This is a genomic window from Saccharopolyspora dendranthemae (genome assembly GCF_007829955.1).
In the GTDB taxonomy this organism is placed as follows: Bacteria; Actinomycetota; Actinomycetes; order Mycobacteriales; family Pseudonocardiaceae; genus Saccharopolyspora; species Saccharopolyspora dendranthemae.
The window spans coordinates 698606-716700 of sequence record NZ_VIWX01000004.1 but is presented as its reverse complement, the minus strand read 5'-3'; the positions used below and the strand labels follow the sequence as shown (position 1 = coordinate 716700).

At 69.1% G+C, this 18095-nt stretch carries 21 protein-coding genes and 1 pseudogene; 12 read left to right on the top strand and 10 right to left on the bottom strand.

The genetic code is table 11. The features are described 5' to 3' along the window. The first annotated feature begins 11 nt into the window (after positions 1-11). Complete coding sequence (locus tag FHU35_RS21560; protein WP_145742539.1) at positions 12-824, top strand: SAM-dependent methyltransferase; 813 nt, start codon at positions 12-14, stop codon at positions 822-824. Between the two features lie 58 nt (positions 825-882). Here the strand turns inward: FHU35_RS21560 and FHU35_RS21555 are convergent, their stop codons facing one another. Beyond that, complete coding sequence (locus FHU35_RS21555; protein WP_145742536.1) at positions 883-1434, bottom strand: DUF2165 domain-containing protein; 552 nt, start codon at positions 1432-1434, stop codon at positions 883-885. Between the two features lie 108 nt (positions 1435-1542). On the opposite strand from FHU35_RS21555, the gene FHU35_RS21550 reads away from it, so the two are divergent. Both FHU35_RS21550 and FHU35_RS21545 read left to right on the top strand, forming a co-directional pair. Beyond that, positions 1543-2112 (top strand): putative immunity protein, encoded by a 570-nt coding sequence (locus FHU35_RS21550; protein ID WP_246110468.1) that lies wholly within the window; start codon positions 1543-1545, stop codon positions 2110-2112. A gap of 55 nt (positions 2113-2167) precedes the next feature. After that, positions 2168-3376 (top strand): RNA-guided endonuclease InsQ/TnpB family protein, encoded by a 1209-nt coding sequence (locus FHU35_RS21545; protein ID WP_145742716.1) that lies wholly within the window; start codon positions 2168-2170, stop codon positions 3374-3376. Positions 3377-3428: 52 nt separating this feature from the next. Here the strand turns inward: FHU35_RS21545 and FHU35_RS21540 are convergent, their stop codons facing one another. The 3 genes and pseudogenes from FHU35_RS21540 to FHU35_RS21530 all read right to left on the bottom strand — a co-directional run. Continuing rightward, positions 3429-4013: a dihydrofolate reductase family protein gene (locus FHU35_RS21540; protein WP_145742533.1), complete on the bottom strand. Its 585-nt coding sequence runs from the start codon at positions 4011-4013 to the stop codon at positions 3429-3431. Between the two features lie 85 nt (positions 4014-4098). Further along, positions 4099-4731 carry a LysE family translocator gene (locus FHU35_RS21535; RefSeq protein ID WP_145742531.1) on the bottom strand — a complete coding sequence of 211 codons (633 nt, stop codon included), beginning with the start codon at positions 4729-4731 and terminating at the stop codon, positions 4099-4101. 67 nt (positions 4732-4798) lie between these two features. After that, positions 4799-5209: pseudogene (locus FHU35_RS21530) on the bottom strand (MerR family transcriptional regulator); the annotation flags it as partial. Positions 5210-5295: 86 nt separating this feature from the next. On the opposite strand from FHU35_RS21530, the gene FHU35_RS21525 reads away from it, so the two are divergent. Continuing rightward, positions 5296-6033 carry an SDR family oxidoreductase gene (locus FHU35_RS21525; protein WP_145742527.1) on the top strand — a complete coding sequence of 246 codons (738 nt, stop codon included), beginning with the start codon at positions 5296-5298 and terminating at the stop codon, positions 6031-6033. A gap of 58 nt (positions 6034-6091) precedes the next feature. Here FHU35_RS21525 and FHU35_RS21520 read toward each other — a convergent pair whose 3' ends face one another. The 3 genes from FHU35_RS21520 to FHU35_RS21510 all read right to left on the bottom strand — a co-directional run bounded on the left by FHU35_RS21520 (position 6092) and on the right by FHU35_RS21510 (position 8166). Then, positions 6092-6589 carry a DUF1059 domain-containing protein gene (locus tag FHU35_RS21520; RefSeq protein ID WP_145742526.1) on the bottom strand — a complete coding sequence of 166 codons (498 nt, stop codon included), beginning with the start codon at positions 6587-6589 and terminating at the stop codon, positions 6092-6094. After that, entirely contained in the window at positions 6586-7161 is a 576-nt protein-coding gene (locus FHU35_RS21515; protein ID WP_145742524.1) for a class I SAM-dependent methyltransferase, read from the bottom strand. The genes FHU35_RS21520 and FHU35_RS21515 overlap by 4 nt, the downstream gene beginning before the upstream one ends. A gap of 90 nt (positions 7162-7251) precedes the next feature. Continuing rightward, positions 7252-8166, bottom strand: a complete 915-nt coding sequence (locus FHU35_RS21510; RefSeq protein ID WP_145742522.1) for a DMT family transporter — start codon at positions 8164-8166, stop codon at positions 7252-7254. 58 nt (positions 8167-8224) lie between these two features. Here FHU35_RS21510 and FHU35_RS21505 point away from each other — a divergent pair, with 58 nt between their 5' ends. From FHU35_RS21505 to FHU35_RS21490, 4 genes are all read left to right on the top strand, one after another. Next, on the top strand, positions 8225-8800 hold the full coding sequence (locus FHU35_RS21505; protein WP_145742520.1) for a TetR/AcrR family transcriptional regulator: 576 nt from the start codon (positions 8225-8227) through the stop codon (positions 8798-8800). Between the two features lie 268 nt (positions 8801-9068). After that, a complete protein-coding gene (locus FHU35_RS21500) occupies positions 9069-9371 on the top strand; it encodes a hypothetical protein (RefSeq protein ID WP_145742517.1) in 303 nt (100 codons plus the stop codon). Between the two features lie 148 nt (positions 9372-9519). Continuing rightward, positions 9520-10323 (top strand): thioesterase family protein, encoded by an 804-nt coding sequence (locus tag FHU35_RS21495; protein ID WP_145742515.1) that lies wholly within the window; start codon positions 9520-9522, stop codon positions 10321-10323. 193 nt (positions 10324-10516) lie between these two features. Continuing rightward, a complete protein-coding gene (locus tag FHU35_RS21490; RefSeq protein ID WP_145742513.1) occupies positions 10517-11263 on the top strand; it encodes a D-Ala-D-Ala carboxypeptidase family metallohydrolase in 747 nt (248 codons plus the stop codon). 643 nt (positions 11264-11906) lie between these two features. Here FHU35_RS21490 and FHU35_RS21485 read toward each other — a convergent pair. Then, a complete protein-coding gene (locus FHU35_RS21485; protein ID WP_145742511.1) occupies positions 11907-12122 on the bottom strand; it encodes a hypothetical protein in 216 nt (71 codons plus the stop codon). A gap of 11 nt (positions 12123-12133) precedes the next feature. After that, complete coding sequence (locus FHU35_RS29385) at positions 12134-12310, bottom strand: hypothetical protein (protein WP_186459534.1); 177 nt, start codon at positions 12308-12310, stop codon at positions 12134-12136. 101 nt (positions 12311-12411) lie between these two features. Here FHU35_RS29385 and FHU35_RS21480 point away from each other — a divergent pair, with 101 nt between their 5' ends. From FHU35_RS21480 to mshB, 3 genes are all read left to right on the top strand, one after another. Further along, positions 12412-13140 (top strand): Clp protease N-terminal domain-containing protein, encoded by a 729-nt coding sequence (locus FHU35_RS21480; protein ID WP_145742509.1) that lies wholly within the window; start codon positions 12412-12414, stop codon positions 13138-13140. A gap of 133 nt (positions 13141-13273) precedes the next feature. Next, positions 13274-14233: a DUF3048 domain-containing protein gene (locus tag FHU35_RS21475; protein ID WP_145742507.1), complete on the top strand. Its 960-nt coding sequence runs from the start codon at positions 13274-13276 to the stop codon at positions 14231-14233. Positions 14234-14311: 78 nt separating this feature from the next. Then, on the top strand, positions 14312-15154 hold the full coding sequence (mshB, locus tag FHU35_RS21470) for an N-acetyl-1-D-myo-inositol-2-amino-2-deoxy-alpha-D-glucopyranoside deacetylase (RefSeq protein ID WP_145742714.1): 843 nt from the start codon (positions 14312-14314) through the stop codon (positions 15152-15154). A gap of 77 nt (positions 15155-15231) precedes the next feature. On the opposite strand, the gene FHU35_RS21465 is transcribed toward mshB, so the two are convergent. Beyond that, on the bottom strand, positions 15232-15945 hold the full coding sequence (locus FHU35_RS21465) for a maleylpyruvate isomerase family mycothiol-dependent enzyme (protein ID WP_246110467.1): 714 nt from the start codon (positions 15943-15945) through the stop codon (positions 15232-15234). A 209-nt stretch (positions 15946-16154) separates the two neighbouring features. Here FHU35_RS21465 and FHU35_RS21460 point away from each other — a divergent pair, with 209 nt between their 5' ends. Continuing rightward, positions 16155-17723: an alpha/beta hydrolase gene (locus FHU35_RS21460; RefSeq protein WP_145742712.1), complete on the top strand. Its 1569-nt coding sequence runs from the start codon at positions 16155-16157 to the stop codon at positions 17721-17723. Positions 17724-18095 lie beyond the last annotated feature (372 nt).

The window sequence follows — 18095 nt, the reverse complement described above, 5'->3', positions numbered from 1 at the left end:
GAGGTCGGAACGTGAGCGAGACGGACTTGAGCTGGGTCGACGGCGATGTCGACGTCGAGACTCCGAACGCGGCCCGGATGTACGACTACTACCTCGGCGGTTCGCACAACTTCGCTCACGACCGCGCCGCTGCCGCACGTGCGTTGGAAGTGACTCCCGCGATGATCCCCGGTGCTCGTGCGAACAGGGCTTTCCTGCAGCGGGTGGTCCGGTACTGCCTGGATGCCGGGATCAGGCAGTTCCTCGACCTGGGCTCGGGCATCCCCACCGTCGGGCACGTCTCCGAGATCGCGCACGCGGTGGACCCGTCGGCCCGGGTGGCGTACGTCGACCTCGAGCCCGTCGCGGTCGCGCACACCTACCGCATGCTGGGGGACGTTCCCACGGTCTCCGTGACGCAAGCTGATCTGCAAGATCCGCAGGCGGTTCTCAACGCGCCTGGTGTGGCCGGATTGCTCGACTTCAGCCAACCCGTGGCCGTGCTCGCCGTCGCCGTGCTGCACTTCGTCCCGGACGCCAAGGACCCGGCGGCGATTCTCGACGCCTACTGCGCAGCGGTGCCCACCGGCAGCGTCTTGGCGGTCTCGCACATCACCGATCATTACGACACCCCTGAGCGGGTCGCCGAGATCGGTCGCCTGTACTCGAGCACCACGAACGCCGCCCGGCACCGCAGCTTCGCGGACTTCACGGCCCTGCTCGGGAACCGGGAACTCGTCGACCCCGGCGCGGTGTACGTGACCGATTGGCGGCCCAGCGCCGGATCAGTGCCGGCGGACAGCGCGCGCACCGCATTCTGGGGTGCGCTGGTCAAGGTCGAATGAGGGCGCGCCGCGCCCATTCTCCCACCGTGAACTCGCTTCCGATGTCGTGGCCGCGTGCCTACTGCTGGTGCTCGGCCGGGGCTGCCGAGGACGCGTGACGCTCGGCCGGGTGCCGGGGCAGGTGCGTGAGGATCAGCGGGATCGATGCGATGATCACGTTCTGCAGGGCTGCGTCGAGGCCGTTCCAGTCCGAGGATTGCCACATCTGGAACCATTCGCCGCCGATCGCGATGAAGCCGCCGCCGAACAGGGCGATCCACATCAGCCATCCGGTGCTGGATAACGAACGAGCCGTTTCGGTGCCGCGACCCGTTGCGGCGCTGCGAATCCACGCGGCCGTGGCGGTGATCAGGACGATCGCTGCGATGGTCTCCCACGCGATGATGAGCAGGTACGCGGCGGTGACCAGGTTCGGATCGGTGATCGCTCGCCACATCACGTTCGGCGATTGGAACGTGGTGTCCATCGCGAAGACGTGCGCGACGAACTCGTGGTTCGTCGCGTAGTCGGTGATGTTGCCGAACGCGATCAGGGACATCTGCACCGCGGTGATCGCGGTGATCAAGGCGAGTGCTGCTCCCAGGCCGCTCAGCCGGCGGATCAAGATCATGGTCCGGAGGGTACGCGTCGAAGTTCGTGCCGTGGACCGATTTCGCGATCGTCGGCAGGGGAGCGCGAGAGCTCTTGTCGCGCCTGCCTCAGCTGGCAACATGGGCTCATGAGGATCGGGCCGGGTGATGTCCCGTTGAGCGCGGAGGAGTTGCGCGCGGTCGTCCGCTTCGCCGTGGAGTTCGCTGAGGAAGTGCTGCCGATCTTCGACGAGCGGCACGACGACGCGCGGCCCCGGGCCGCTGTCTCGGCCGCGCGGACCTTCGCCGACGGTGCTGATCGGACGAAGGCGCAGCGGATCACCGCGCTGGACGCGCACCGGGCCGCCAAGGAGGCGACGTCCGAGGCCGCGAGTCACGCCGCTCGCGCTGCCGGTGATGCGGCCGCCGCCGCGTACCTGCACCCGCTGGCCCAGGCGACGCAGGTCAGCCACATCCTGCGGGCGGCCGCGCACGCGGCCCGTGCGGCCGAACTCGTCGCAGGTGACGTTCCGAGCGTCGGGGAGCAGCACATCGAGCTCGCGCGGCTGCGTGCCACACCCGTCCTCGTCGACGTCCTCAGCCGCTATCCGCGCGCTCCCGCGGGCAAGAGCAGGGTCGCGCAGCTCATCAGTGCTCCAATCGGCGGAAACCCCCGGCTTCAGCCGGGGGAGGAGCCGATTCCGAGTGTTCTTCGGTGACCACCCAAGATCGGCTCTTACACGTTGACATGTTAGCTTGTGAGTCGTGAGCAGGATGCAGGTGAAGCGGGCGTACAAGTACCGCTTCTATCCGACCGATGCGCAGCGGGCTGAGTTGCTGCGCACGTTCGGTTGCGTCCGGAAGGTCTACAACCTCGCCCTGGATGCGCGGACCCGCGCGTGGTTCACCGAACAACGGCGGGTGAACTACAACGAGACTTCGGCGATGCTCACCTCGTGGAAGAAGTCCGACGACCTGGCGTTCCTGTCCGAGGTGTCGAGCGTGCCGTTGCAGCAGACGCTCCGGCATCTCCAAGGCGCGTTCACCGCGTTTTTCGACAAGCGCACCCAGTATCCGCGTTTCAAGTCCCGCAAGAAGTCCCGCCAGTCCGCCGAATACACCAAGTCCGGCTTCAAGTACCGGGATGGTCAGCTCACGCTGGCGAAGATGCGGGAACCGCTGAACATCGTGTGGTCCCGTCCCCTCCCGGAGGGCGCGGAACCGTCCACGGTCACCGTGTCCCGCGACGCGGCTGACCGGTGGTTCGTGTCGATCCTCGTGGAAACCTCGGTCGAGCGGCACGCCCCGACCGACACCACCGTAGGTGTCGATGCGGGCATCAGCTCGTTGGCGACCCTGTCGACCGGCGAGAAGATCACCAACCCTCAGCACGAGAAGCGGGATCGCAAGCGTCTGGCGAAAGCCCAACGGGAACTGGCCCGCAAGCAGAAGGGCTCGAACAACCGCGACAAAGCCCGCCGCAAGGTCGCCCGCGTGCACGCGCGCATCACCGACCGTAGGCGGGACCATCTGCACAAGGTCACCACTCGACTCGTCCGTGAGAACCAAACGGTCGTGATCGAAGACCTCAACGTGCGCGGCATGCTGTCCAACGGCAAGCTCGCACGAGCGATCTCCGACGCCTCGTGGTCGGAATTCCGGACCATGTTGGAGTACAAGGCCGCGTGGTACGGCCGCGACGTGATCGCGGTCGATCAGTGGTTCCCCTCCAGCAAGACGTGCTCCGCATGCGGCAGACTCGCGAAATCGATGCCGCTCAACGTCCGCACGTGGACATGCCCCGGTTGCGACACGACCCATGACCGGGACGTCAACGCCGCGAAGAACATCCTGGCCGCCGGGCTGGCGGTGTCGGCCTGTGGAGCCGGTGTAAGACCGCAACGGGAGTCCTCCCGGACGGGGCAGTCGGCTGCGAAGCAGGAACTATCGGGCGCGAGCCCGATAGGAATCCCCCGCCTTTAGGCGGGGGAGGAAGTCAAGACGATCCTCGACGACTCCCTGCGGTCGCCCTGATTCACCGGGCCATGTGCGGGGTGGGCCGGTAGGTGAGTTCTTGGATGTTGCCGTCGAGGGTTCTCCGGTCGAGGAGTTCGAGGTCGAAGTCCTCCGCTCCCCGGAAGATCGGGTCCAGCCCGGTGCGGCCGGTGATCACCGGGAACACCGTGACCTGCACGCGGTCGACCAGGCCGACGGCCATCAGGGCGCGGTTCATCGAGAGACTTCCGTGCGACCGAAGCGGAATCTCGGAATTCTGCTTCAAGTGGGCGACGACGTCTGCGGCGTCGCCTCTCTCGACCCGCGCGTCGGGCCAGTCCAGGGGCTCCTCCAGCGCGTGGGACACGACCGTCGCGGGCGCGTTGCGCATCTTCTCGACCCACGGATCGCGGACGTCGGAGTTCTCGTCGCTGGCGGCCAGCATCTCCGCGAACAACCGGTAGGTGTTGGCACCGAACACCATCCGCTGCTGCTCGTCGTACAGGGAGAGGCGGCGGGCGAGGAGTTCGGGGCCCTGCTTGCCCCAGTACCCGGTCCAGTCGCCACCGGCGGCGCCGAAGCCGTCGAGGCTGGAGAAGACGTCGAACGTGTAGGTGGTGGTCATGGCAGCCCTCCCAGCGCGGTCATCACGCGTTCTGGTCGTGCAGACTCCCGCACCGCCCGGAACTCATCGGGCCTCGACCGCGACCTCAGCTCTGGACCGCGAGTCCTGCGCCGAGGCTGAGCAGGGCGGCGCCGGAGATACCGGTGATCGTTCGCTGCACCCTGCGGCGCTGCAGCCAGGCCTGGACCCGGCCCAGCACCGCGATCAGCACGACGTACCAGGTGAGCGAGAGCAGGCAGAACAGCCCGGCGAGCAGCGAGTGCTGCGCCAGGGTCGGCATCCCCGGCAGTGCGAACTGCGGGAAGAGCGCCAGGTAGAAGGCGGCGACCTTCGGGTTGAGCAGGTTGCTCAGCAGGCCCTGCCGGAACGCCTGCGCCGCCGGCAAGTGCGGAAGTGCGGGCGCCTCCTCCGGGTTTCGAGGCTGACCCCTCCGGCGGGCGAGGCTGATCAGCGCGCGCACGCCCAGGTAGATCAGGTACCCCGCACCGATGAGGCGGAGGGCGTCGTAGAGCGGTCCGGCTGCGCGCAGCAGCGCGGTGAGCCCAGCCACGGCCGCGGTGGCGAGGATCGTATTGCCGGTCATGATCCCGCCGGCCGTGGCGGCTGCCGCCGGTCGGCCACCCACGGCCGCGTTGCGCAGCAGCAGCGCCAGGTCAGGACCCGGCACGATGATCACGGCCAGGCTCGCTCCGATGAACGCCAGCAGTTGCCCTGACACCCGATCCCTCCTCGTCCCACCCGCGGTCTGCGGACCCGACGTCCCAGGGGCCCCGGTGCTCGGGCGAGGCCGGGTCCCAGATGCCCCGCGCTGTTCCGCGGCTCACATGCTGCTCGTAGATGCCGGCCTTCCACGAGATCAGGTCGAGGCAGTCCTGCAGTTCAGCCATCTGAGCCCGGACGCGTTCCTCGTGCTCGCGCAGGAGGGCCAGCCGCTCGCCCTCGTTGCCCGGTCCTCGGCGCACCAGCGCGGTGAAGGCGCGGAGTTTCGCCAGTGGCATCCCGGAGGCGCGCAGCCGCGTGCAGATGCGCAGCCATTCCACGTCCGCCTCCTGGTAGACGCGTCGACCGCTGGAGGTGCGGCGCACCGGCGAGAGCAGCAGCTCCTCCCGTTCGTAGAAGCGCAGCGCGTGCACGCTCAACCCGGTGCGGGACGCGACGTCGCCGATGCCGAGCTCTCCGGGATCCTCCACCGTCATCGTCGCAGGATAAGCCTTGCGCTAGAGCACGCTCTAGCTCCTAGCGTCGTGCCCGCAACCACCACGACGAGCACGCAGGAGCGGCGATGACGAGGTTCAACGGCAAGCGCGTTCTGATCACCGGAGGTACCAGCGGTATCGGTCTGGCCGGGGCGGAGCGCATCGCGGCCGAGGGCGGCGAGCTGATCTTGACCGGGACCCGTCCGCAGCGGCTCGGACGCGCGCGCGAGGCGATCCCCGACGCTCGGGTTCTGGCCAACGACGCGGCCGACCCCGGTGCGGTGGACGCCCTCGCGTCCGCGGTCGCCGATGGTCGCGGGCTCGACGGGCTGTGGCTCAACGCCGGGTACGCGGCGGTCGCCGACGTCGGCGAGGTCACCGCCGAGTTCTTCGACCGGATGATGAACGCCAACGTGCGCGGCCCGGTCCTGCAACTGGCCCGGTTGGCCGAGCACCTCAACGACGGGGCGTCGGTGGTGGTGACGTCGTCGACCTCGACCTACGAGGGGTCGTCGATGGCCACCGTCTACGCGGCGACCAAGGGCGCTCTGGTGGCCGTGTCCCGAGGGTGGGCGACCGCGTTGGCCGGCCGGGGAATTCGCGTCAACGTCCTGGTACCGGGCGCGATCGACACCTCCTTCCGCGGCTTCATGAGCGACGAGGTCCGCACGAGCTTCGAGCACGACGTCGTCAGCCGGGTCCCGCTCGGCCGGATCGGCACGGCGGAGGAGGCCGCGGCCGTCGCGCTCTTCCTGCTCTCCGACGACGCCGGCTACGTCACCGCGGGCCAGTACGCGGTCGACGGCGGCCTGACGAAGCGGTAGTCGACGCGAGGGAACCGCCTCCGTCCGGGCTTCGTGGGCGGAGGCGGTCCGTTCGGTGTCACAACGCTTCTGCGCGGACGACGTCGAGGTTGTGGAACGTCGGCTCGCCGTCGCAGAGGCCGCGCATCCGCTGCGAGAGCTCGTCGGTCTCGGGCAGGTGCGAATTGCGGACGGCCTCGTCGTACGACGGGAACTCGACGAACTCGTAGTAGGTGTCGGGTTGTTCGTGGTCCTCGGTGAGAACCGCGCGGGTCGCGGTCCGCTTGCCCCCGGTGCGGTCCTCCCACTCGTCCATCAGCTGGTTCAGCTCTGCGCGCTTGCGGGTCGTGAACTCGATCAGCTGGACGAACTGCATGCCCTTCGGCACCGGTCCGGCCGCCTCGTCCCGGAGCATCCCGCGAACCTGCTCGCGCAGCTCCGGGGTGTCCTCGTGGCCGTGCGCGGACACCGCGTGCTCGGCGGCGGCCCTGACCACCTCTTCTTCCTCACCGGTGATGGTGAGGGAGCAGTTGATCTCGCTCGGCGTCTCTCGGCAGTCCGCTGCTTTCCTCGTCATCGTCGTTCCCTCCCCGTGCTGCTCAGCCATGCGGTCTCGCGCTCGTACTGCGGATTCGGGTGCGTCGCCACGCCCTGCACCAGCGGCCTCAGCGTCGGCGAACCGGGCCAGGTCCACTCCACGTCGTGGGTGATGAGTCCGCTGCGGTGGAGGTGCGTCAGGACGAGAGGCCGGTGATCCCACTTGGTGTCGCCCGCGATCTCCAGGAACAGCAGGTGCCCGGTCCGACGCAGCACCCTGGCGATCTCCGAGGCCGTGCCTTCCGCGCGTCCCAGCGCGAACCGGCAGACCACGACGTCGAACGCCCGGTCCGGGAACGGGAGCTGCTCCGGCTCCGCATCGACCTTCTCCGCCTGCAGCGGCAACTCCGCTTCGCCCACGTCCGGACCCGCTCCGACCAGCGCCAGGTGGCTGACGTGCTGGTAGGAGGGCAGGTCGCTGAGGTGGCGAGCCCCGATGTCGAGCACCCGACCGGATGCCCGCCGCTCGGCCCGCGTGCGGAACCGCTTCACCGGCCCGGAGGGATGCTGTTCGCGCTGGTCCAGGCTCGTGGTCGATCGGAGTTCCACCATGGCCGCAGCATGGGCCGGATGCGGGCCGGGGACCAGGGGCTTTGGTCCGGTCGCAGGCGGACATCGCGCAGAAGTCATCGCTCGCGGACATCAGCCCGATGTCATCGCTCGCGGACCAACCTCGTTGCGTGCGGGTGCGAGGTCTCGCCGGGCGGAGGGGTGGCGGAGGGCGAGGACTCCGATCAGCGCCAGGGCGAAGCCGGGGATCGTGGTGGGCTGGAAGGGCTGGTCGAGCGCGAGGGCGCTCCAGGCCGCGGCGACCGCCGGGGTGAGGAAGAGCAGAGCGCTGACCGCCAGCGGTCCCGAGCGGTCCAGGACGAGCAGGTAGCAGCCGTAACCCCCGACGAACGGGAGCAGGACGAGGAAGACCACGGCGGTCCAGAACCCGGCTGTGGCCGGTGGGGCGACACCACCGCCCGCCGCCGCGACGACGCCGAAGCCCGCCAGGGCGGCGGCGGACTGCACCGTCAGCGAGTCGAGCAGGTCGTGGCCCCTCGGCCGGGGCTTGCGGTCGCCGAGCAGCGTCGCGGCGGTGAGACCGATCGTGCCCCCGATGACCGCGAGCGCGCCCAGCGCCCCGCCGCCGGTGCCGAGGTCGGCGACGACGACCAGGCCGACTCCGGTGATCCCGGCCGCGAGTCCGAGAACCCCTCGGGCGCCCAGGGGTTGGCGCGCGATCCTGCTGATGATCACCGCGACGAGGACCGGTTGCAGCGACGCGATCAGCGCGCTGGTGCCCGCGGGCACGCCCAGCGATGCGCCGTGGAAGACACCGGAGAGGTAGACCGCCTGGCCGAGGACGCCCAGCACGATCTCGTGGACGAGGAACGCGCGGCTGTACCTCCGTCGCCTCGCGATCGCGATGACCAGGAGGGCCGCGGTCGTCACGGCGTAGCGCCAGAACAGGGAGGTGTTGGCGCTGGCGCCGGTGTCGGCGGCCATGCCCGCGCCCACGAAGCCGGAACTCCAGAACACGACGAAACCGAGGGGAAGCAGTGCTCTCATGTGGCCAAGTAACCATACCGGTCGGTATACTCGCAGTATCCAGTTTCGGGAGGGAGCGATGACGGTGCGGACGGCGAACCCGGACACCCCGGCGGGCAGGAAGATCCTCGAAGTCGCCGGGGTGTTGTTCTACGAGCGGGGCATCGGAGCGGTCGGGGTCGACCTGATCGCCGCCGAGGCGGGCACCACGAAGAAGACCCTCTACGACCGGTTCGGTTCCAAGGACGCGCTGGTCGCTGCCTACCTCACCCGCCGCGAGCAGCGCTGGGAGGAATTCCTCGACGAGTGGATGCGCACCCGCGCGCCGGAGTCGGGGGTCGGCCGTGTCCTGGCCGTTCTCGACGCGGAGGAAGCGTGGTGGGGCGGGAGCAGGCGTGGCTGCGCGTTCGTGAACGCCCACGCGGAGCTGGGGGAGGGAGATCACCCCGGTCGCGAGGTGCTGCGCGAGGCCAAGCTCCGGGCCCGCTCGAAGTTCACCGACCTGCTCGCCGAGGCCGGGATTCCGGACGCCGAGGTCCTCGGGCCGCGCGTCCACATGGTCTACGAAGGCGCGATGGTCAACCTCACCGTCGGAGGAATCCCCGAAGCCTTCGACGAGGCGCGCGAAGCGATCCGAGCCCTGGTGCAAGCCTGAACGCAGTCCCAGGAGTTGCTCGGGCGCCGGCTTCCGCGGTGGCAGCAGTGGCGTCCGCCGCGGCAAGTCCCAGTTTTAGTCCAAACTGAGCGGACATTTCGGGCGTGGAGGGTCCTCGGTTTGGACTAAAACTGGGATTCGCAGGAGGTTTTCGGCCGTTCAGGTGACGAACTCGCAATGGGCCCGTGCGTCGGGGGAAGGCGGCGGATGATCTTCTCGGCCGAGCTGAAGCCGGTTCCGGCACGCGCTCACCGGGGAGCGGAACAGCATGGCGACGATCAAACTGACCAGGCTGAAGGCCATCAACAACGAGGACAACGTCGGGTGCGACCACCCGTACCTCAAGCTCGATGACGCCGTCGTGTGGGGGCCGCAGCGGGTCTGCGAGGAGTTCGACATCGATCTCGCCGTCGGGCGGTCCTTCTCCGGGGCGGTCACGGTCGAGCTGTGGGAGGAGGACGACGTCGACAGCGATGACCTGCTGGGCAGGCACAGCCTCAGCAGCGGTAGCGGTTCGGTCGAGTTCACCCGCGACGGAGCCCACTACACGCTGAGCTACAGCATCAGCTGACACCTCGCCGCGGGGAACCTCCGCGTTCCCCGCGCCCAGGTCCACCTCCGGGTTCCGGGTCGTGATCCTGCTCCTGTTCTGGTTCTGCTGATGCGAGTGGCTCATATGCTGGTGTCGCACATTCCGCTGAACGGAGGAGCGCAGTTCGTTGGTCGAGACAGTCGAGCCCAGGCCCGGTTATTTCGAAAGGATCGGGGAGGGCCGGTACAAGCCGACCGCGCACGTGGGCGGGGCTTGGCGCACCGACGAGCAGCACTTCAGCCCGCTGGGCGGGCTCATCGTGCACGCCATCGAGCAGGCCCGGGCCGCCGCTGGGCGTCCTGATCTGCTGCTGAGCCGGATCAGCTTCGACATCCTCGGGCAGATCGGGCTGGAGGACTTCGACATCCGCGTCGAGACCGTCCGCCCCGGCAAGACCATCGAGCTCACCGAGGCCACGGTCGTCATCGGCGGACGAGCGGTGGTGCGGGCCCGCGCCTGGCTGCTGGCGGCTGTGGACACCGACGTCGTCGCCGGTGGTGGGCCCGCCTCGTTGACCCCGCCGGAGAAGGTGCAGCCCTGGGCGATGGACTCGGTGTGGTCCGGGGGCTTCATCGAATCGCTGCACACCCGCGTCATCGGCGAACCCCTGCCGGGCCGCACGACCGCGTGGGTCCGCACCGGGCACGACCTCGTGGCGGGCGAGCAGGTCAGCTCGCTGGCCACGTTCGTCGCGCTGATCGACACGGCCAACGGCATCGCCGTGCGGCAGGAACCCACCGAGTGGATGTTCCCCAACGTCGACCTCACCATCCACCTCCACCGCCAGCCCGAAGGTGAGTGGACCGGTCTCGACACCTCCGTCACCTTCGGTGCCACCGGGCAGGGCTTGACCACGACCGATCTGCACGACGTCGCTGGGCCGGTGGGCCGCGCGGAGCAGATCCTCACGGTGCGCCCGCTCACGAGCTGAGCCCGGGTCGCCTAGGGGTTGTTGCGGGGCGGCGCGCGGACGGCGGGTGCCGGTCGGATCCGCCGTCTGGTCGGCGGGATTCGACCAGTGCGCGGCTTTTTTGGTGAATTCCTGACAGGCGGGCGAGTTCGCGGGTCCCTTGCGGGAACATCCGCAGCTGCAGATGATCCTTTGCAGCGAGAGGTGTTCTCGGATGAAGACCCGATTAGCCGGCGTGACCGCCGCACTCCTGGCCGGTGCCGCCACGTCCTTCGTCGCACCCGCGGCGGTGTCCGCTCCTGCCGCCCCCGCTCCGACGGCCGATGGTTGCTACTCCTGGAGCAAGACGCTCAGCGAGGGCGCGTCCGGCGACGACGTGCGCAACCTGCAGATCAGGGTGGCCGGTTATCCCGGCAGCGGTGGGAGCCTCGCCATCGACGGCGCTTTCGGCCCCGGCACCAGGGACGCGGTCGCGCGGTTTCAGGAGGCCTACGGGCTTCCCGCTGATGGCGTGGCCGGGGAGTCGACCTTCGCCAAGATCTACGAGCTTCAGGACGACGACTGCACGCCCGTCAACTTCGACTACTCCGAGCTCAACACCTGCAACTCCGACTGGTCCGGCGGCAAGCTCTCGGCGGACGAGGCCAAGTCCAACGCGCTGGTCACCATGTGGAAGCTGCAGGCCATGCGGCACGCGATGGGTGACGCGGCGATGCAGGTCAACGGCGGTTTCCGCAGCGTCTCCTGCAACGACTCCGTCGGTGGCGCTCCGAACAGCCGGCACCTCTACGGCGATGCCGCCGACCTCGGCGCCGGATCGCAGGGCTTCTGCGCGCTGGCTCAGCAGGCGCGCAACCACGGCTTCGGCGAGATTCTCGGACCGGGTTACCCGGGACACGACGACCACGTGCACGTCGCCGGCGGTGCTGACACCTGGTCCGCGCCGGACTGCGGTATCTGACAAGCGCTTTCGCGTCGCGGGCACCTGGTTCTCACCGGGTGCCCGCAGTGCACGGGTAGGCGAACGACAGGTGTTCGTCGCATGATCGCGAGGTGTTACCCGGGTGTGGCGGGCGTGACGTGTGACGCGACTATCCGTTGTCACCGCTAACAACCGGGCTTCGCGTGCGACATAATGGTTGAAGCTTCCACGGGTTGTGGGAAGCGTTTCGCGGGAAGCCGGCCACCCGGACAGGTGCGCAACGCCGATCCCGCTGTTTCTGCGAGAACCGCCGACCGCGGTTCGCCGCGCCCCGAGAGCGGCGGACCGGTGCACCACCCTGCCTCCAGCACGACCTCCGCCGGCCGCCGTGAGCGGGCGCGGGGGTGGCAGACGCGGGCCGCACCCGCTCCACATCGCGGCCCGCCCCTGGCCGGGCGCGGACCGAACCCCCAGTCGGACCCCTGGTCAGCGAGGAAGCGGGCCGGGACCCCGTTCCCCCGGGGTCCCGACTCGTGAATCCCCCAGTGGGGATTGAGCGGGCCGGACGGAGTGAAATCCCCCCAGCCTCCGTTCCGGCCCGTTCACCTGGTCCCGCTCATCGCGGGGGCGGAAGTTCCGAAATGGGGAATGGGCTGATTCCGCATTTCCGGCTCGGGAATTCCTAAGCCGGCGGTTCGATTCCCCGGAGATATCCCTTGCCGGCGCATTGGGGGCAGGTGCGCCATTCGGCCATGGTCATGCCGGCTTGCATGTCTTCGGTGGCCTGAATCATGTAGAGGCGCGGCTCGCTGATCTTCTTGAGGCCGCCGCAGGTGAAGCACAGGGCGTTGGGCCCGTTGGCCTCGATACCGGCGTTGTCGCCACCCTCGTCCGACATGCCGTTGATCCTCACACGGGCGGCCCGCCGCCTCGCTGTCGGCCCGGGTTTTCCCTGCAGTACGGACAGCGCGCGAGGGACATGACCGTCGAGACCTCGCCGGTGTCGAGCGAGATGAACCGCCGGGCCACCCTGATGTTGCCGGTGCCGTCGCACCCTCGGCATTCCGAGTCCTCTTCCTCGGACATCGCCACCTCCGTCGTCCTGACGCTACGCCGGGCGTCCGGCCTCGTCGATTTCGCGTCAACCCGGAGTTGACTCAGCATGCACGTCAACCTATGGTTGACGTATGACTGACAAGCAGGTCCCTCAGAACATCCGACTCGACGACCTCATCGCCGGCATCAAGAAGTCCAACGGCGACGAACTCACCCAGCTGGAAGGCGCCGTGATCGTCGCCGATCACCTCGGCGAGCTCGCCGACCACCTCATCGGCCACTTCGTCGACCAGGCCCGCCGATCGGGCGCGTCCTGGACCGAGATCGGCCGCAGCATGGGAGTGTCGAAGCAGGCGGTGCAGAAGCGCTTCGTGTCCAAGGGATCCGAGGAAGCCGGGTTCGAATCCGGCGCCGGGTTCGGCAAGTTCACACCGCGCGCCCGCAACGTCGTCGTGCTCTCGCAGGAGGCCGCGCGCGATGCCGGGAACGACCAGATCCAGCTGGAGCACCTCGTGCTCGGCCTGCTGGGAGAGCCGGATGCGTTGGCCGCCAAGGCTATTCGATCCCAGGAAGTCAGCCTCGACGCGATCCGGGACGCCGCGACCGCGGCCCTGCCCGAGCGCGTCGAGGAACTGCCCGCGCTGGTGCCGTTCGACGCGTCCGCGAAGAAGGTCCTGGAGCTGACCCTGCGCGAAGCCCTGCGCATGGGGCACAACTACGTCGGCACCGAGCACATCCTGCTCGCGCTGCTGGAGAACGAGAACGGCGAGGGGGTCCTGTCCGGCCTCGGCCTCGACAAGCGGACCTCCGAAGCCCACATCACTGCCGCCATCGAGGAAATCGTGCGCCAGCAGCCCTGAGGGCTCACCCCTTGTGCGCACCGCCGCCGGTCGCGCGCCGGTGCTCGAACCACCGGGAGCTCGCGCCGAAGCTGGGCCATTCGGCCGCTTGTTCTCCTCCTCCTTGCGGGCGAAGCTACGCGGTGGAGGGGTGATGTGGCTTTTGCGCGCGGTCGGCACCTTGGTGTCGATGGTTCTGCTGGTCGTCGCGGGTGTGGCGTTGCAGCCGAGCGAGACGGTGTCGTTGCCGATCGTCGATCCGGCTCCGCAGCCGGCACCTGAACCGCCACCGCCACCTCCGCCGCCCGGTCCTCCGGTGCTCGCGGTCAAGATCGACAACGCTCCTCAGGCCCGCCCGCACACCGGCACCGGTGCCGCGGACGTGATCTACGTCGAGCCGGTCGAAGCCGGGATCAGCCGCTTGATCGGCATTTTCGCCTCGCACACGCCGCCCGTCGTGGGCCCGGTGCGCAGCGCCCGCCAAACCGACCTGCGGCTGCTGCCCCAGTACGGCAGGCCCACGCTCGCCTTCTCCGGGGCCGCGCCGGAGTTGCTTCCCGAGATCGGGCGCTCCTCGGTCAACAACGCCTCGCAGCAAACGATCCCCGGGGCCTTCTACCGGGGTGCGGGCGTGGCGCCGCACAACCTGTTCGCGCGGACCGACCGGTTGCCGCCCGGCGCCGGCTGGTCGCCCGCCTCCCCGCTGGCGTTCGGGCCCGCCCCGGCGGCCGGCGGAGTCCCCACCGGGCACGAGGAGATCGCCTACCGCTTCGCCCGCGTCGGCTTCGACTGGGACGGCGGGCGCTGGGTGGTGTCCATGGACGGCGAGCCCTACGTGACCACCGACGGCAGTCGCGGTGCTGCGAGCACCGTTGTGCTGCAGGAGGTTCCGGTGTTCAGCTCGGCGTTCCAGGACATCTCCGGGAACGTCTCGCCGTTCGCCGAGACCGTCGGCGGCGGACGGGCGGTGGTGCTGCGCGACGGACTGAAGTTCAACGCCTTCTGGAACCGCCCCGCCCCGGAGTCCGGCACCGCGTTCACCACCGAAGCCGGCGAGCCGATGCAGTTCGCCCCCGGCCAGGTGTGGGTGGTCCTGGTGCCCAAGGCGCCGTGAGGGGGCGAGAAGCACCACACCGCCAGCCTTCGTCGGTGCCAGTCGCTACGCTCGACGGACATGAGCGATCGCCGTTTGCTGCTGGTTCACGCCCACCCCGATGACGAGGCCACCGGGACCGGTGCCACCATGGCCCGCTACAGCGCCGAAGGCGCCACCGTCAGCCTCGTGACCTGCACCAGCGGGGAGCTCGGCGAGGTCGTCGACGACGAGCTCGCGCACCTGCGCGGCGCCCCGCAGGCGCTCGGGGAGTACCGGCGCGGCGAGATCGAGCGCGCCCTGGTCGAGCTCGGCGACATCCGCCAGCACTGGCTGGGCGGACCGGGCCGCTTCCACGACAGCGGCATGGCCGGGGAAGAGACCAACAACGCCGCGGAAGCCTTCGCCACCGCCGATCCGGCCGAGGTGACCCGCGCCATGGTCGCGGTCCTGCGCGCCGAACGGCCCCAGGTCGTCGTCACCTACGACCAGAACGGCGGGTACGGCCACCCCGACCACATCGCAGCCCACAAGGCGCTCATGGGCGCTCTCGAACCCGCTGCCGACCCCGCCTACGAGCCGGAGCTCGGCGAGGCGTGGGACGTGCCCAAGGTGTACTGGACGGCGATGCCGCGCTCGCTGCTCAAGCGCGCGGTCGAGGAGGGCTTCCTGGACGCCGACTCGGTCGCCGCGTTCGAGCCGAGCACGGTTCCGGACGAGGATCTGACCACGCAGGTCGACGGCCGGGCGTTCCACGTCAACAAGCTCGCCGCGCTGCGCACCTACCGCAGCCAGGTCAACATCGATGACGACGGCTTCTTCGCGAAGATGGTCAGCAGCGAGGAATTCGGCCTAGAGCACTACCTGCTGGTCCGGGGTGAACGCGGTCCTGGCGAAGGACCGTTCGGCTGGGAGACCGATCTGTTCGCTGGCCTGAGCTGATCAGTGCCCCGGAGGAGAGCTCAGACGTCTTCTGGCGGCGGTGAGTTCGCCAGAAGACGCCTGCTCGGAACAGATCCTCAGCCCGCGGCGAGCCGGGAGCGGTCGGCGGCTGCGGGCGGTCGCGGCCACGGGCCGAGCTCCGGCAGCTCGCCCGCGGGCAGGCGCTGGGCGGGACGCCCGGTCAGCCACGCGGCCAAATCCCGTGCCCGTCCGGTGATCTCGACGTCGGCCACCGGGCTGATCTCGCCGTCGGCGGACCAACGGCGCGGGCCGTCGGTCTGGCGCAGCGCGACACCGACGGGCAGGCGTGGCAGCAGGAATTCGATGGTGTGGTGGCAGAACTCCTCGGTCCACTCCTGCGGTCCGACGCCCAGGTCGAGGTCGACCAGGTGGATCCACACCTCGCGCCAGCGCATCAGCACGATCCCGGCGAGGTCGCCGTTGCGGAAGCGCACCGGCCGTTCCCAGTCGGCGGGGGAGGCGTGCGACCACACGGCTTCCAGCACGCCGATGTGGCGGTTCAGACCGTCGTGGTGGGAGAAGGCGTTCCCGCCGGAGAGCCCTTCGATGATGGCGTCGCGCTCGGCCTGGCCGCCCTCGTAGGCGTCGACGACTTCACCGTTCAGCGCCAGCGAGCAGACCCGTGCGAAGGCCCGGGCGTTGTCGGTCAGATGTGCCAGCACGTGCCCGCGGGACCAGTCCGGCAGCAGTGAGGGGGCGGCCACCTGCTCATCGGTGAGCGTGGCGGTGAGGCCGAGCAGCCGCCGGTGGCCCTCTGCAACAGCTTTCAACGGAGGCATCACGCGGCGTGATCCTAGGGGCGGATCGGCGATTTGAAACCACTCAGGCTCGATCGGTACCCGAAAGAGGACTTCCGGACGGTTATACAACCGTGTTGTGCGGAAACAGGATTCGTGCGTTCTGCGGTGTCCGGGCTCCCCGCCGGATTGTTTGATCAGCGAAAGATCAAGCAACCGAGCAGAGGAGGGTGCGCGTGGCGATGCGACGCGTGCGATTACGGAGAGCGCTCGCCGTCGCGGCGAGTGTGCTGGTCACGGGCACGGTGGTGGTCGTCGGAACCTCGACCGCGCAGGCGTCCCCGGTGGCCTGGGGGCCCTGTAATGACGCCGCGCTGGAGGAAGTCCCCCTCACCGAGCGGTACCTGTTCAGCTGTGCCGAGTACCCGGTGCCGGTCGATCACGCCGATCGCGGCAGGGGAACCGTCGACATCGCGATGATGCGGCGTGCCGCGACCGAGAAATCCGGGCGGATCGGCTCGCTGTTCCTCAATCCCGGTGGTCCGGGTGGTGCCGGGTTCGACATGCCGGTCGGCGCGGTCGATCGCTTCGAGCCGGCCGTGCTGAAGCGCTTCGACATCATCGGCTTCGACCCGCGCGGCATCGACCGCAGCACCCGGATGCGGTGCTTCACCAACGCCGAGCAGGCCGAGAAGGTCCTCGGGCGCATGTCCTCGATGCCGGTCACCGAGAAGCAGATCAGCACCACCATGGACGCCTACGCCGACTACGGCGAGGCCTGCGCGAAGAACGCCGGCGAGCTCCAGCGGCACATGAGCACCGCCGACGTCGCCCGGGACCTGGACCTGATGCGTTCCGGCGTAGGTGACGAGCAGCTGAACTTCGTCGGGTTCTCCTACGGGACGCTGCTCGGCGCGACCTACGTGAACATGTTCCCGGAGCGGAGCCGCGCGATCGTGCTCGACGGCAACGTCGATCCGGCGCTGCGCACCGCCGACGGCGTGCAGTACGACCGCGAGCGGGCGGGTGGTTTCGAGCACGCGCTGGAGGGCTTCCTCCAGCGCTGCGCCGCCGAGGGGGCCAGGTGCGCCTTCGGTGAGGGGGATGTGCGCGCGAAGTTCGACGAGATCCGAAACACCCTGCGGCGCGGGCCGATCACCATGCCGGACGGCTCGCAGATCACCCTGGGCCAGTTCACCGACGGCGTCAGCAGCGCGCTCTACGACCCGGAGGAGTTCCGGCAGCTGGCGAGCGATCTGCAGGCGCTGCACCTGCAACTGCACCCGAAGGCCGGGCTGGTCCCGGAGCTGCTGCGGGTGCTGAAGCTGCCGTCCGGCAAGCACCGCTTCGACGGTGCCGGTGATGCCGATGAGTCCTACGTCGACGACTCGTACTTCGCGGTGAACTGCACCGACAAGCCGATTCCGAAGAAGCCGGAACGGGTTCCGGCGATCGCCGCGCAGTGGGAGGAGGAGTCGCCCACCTTCGGGCGCAACCAGGCGTTCAGCGACCTCGCGGCGTGCTCGCAGTGGCCCCGGACCAGTCCCGGGGTGCACCGCGGCCCGTGGGCGCACCAGGCCGCCAACCCGGTGCTGTTGTTCGGCAACTACTACGACCCGGCGACCCAGTACGAGTTCTCCCAGCGGATGGAGAAGGAATTGGGCAACGCGCGGTTGGTCAGCGTCGACGCGTTCGGGCACTGCATCCTCGGCGACAGCTCGTGCGCCGACAGCCGTGCCGCCGATTACCTGATCAACCTGCGGGTTCCGCGGCCGGGCGAGGTCTGCCGGCCGGATTCGCAGCCGTTCTAGCGAAAACCGCGCGAGGCCGTCGCTCCGAGGAGAAGGAGCGACGGCCTCGCATCGGTGTGGGTCGATGCGCCGGTCGCCTCTCGGCGATGTGCGCGACGCGGCTCCAGCCGGACGGTGTTCCGCGAAGGCAGTGGTTGAGGCCCGGGGACGCAGTGCGCATCGACCAGTGGTGTCAACGGCGAACGGCCTTCGGCTGTTCCGGGCACATCGGTGAGCTCGCTCTCATCGCTGCGGCTCATTCGATTTTGCGGGTCACCGAAAAGAGCATTTGGCGAAATGGAAAGGCTAATTCCTCCGCGCCCCGCCCTTTTGTGCATTCGACGTCGTCGGTAGTGTCGTTTCCAGTTGAAGGGGAGTAGTCCGCGAATTCGC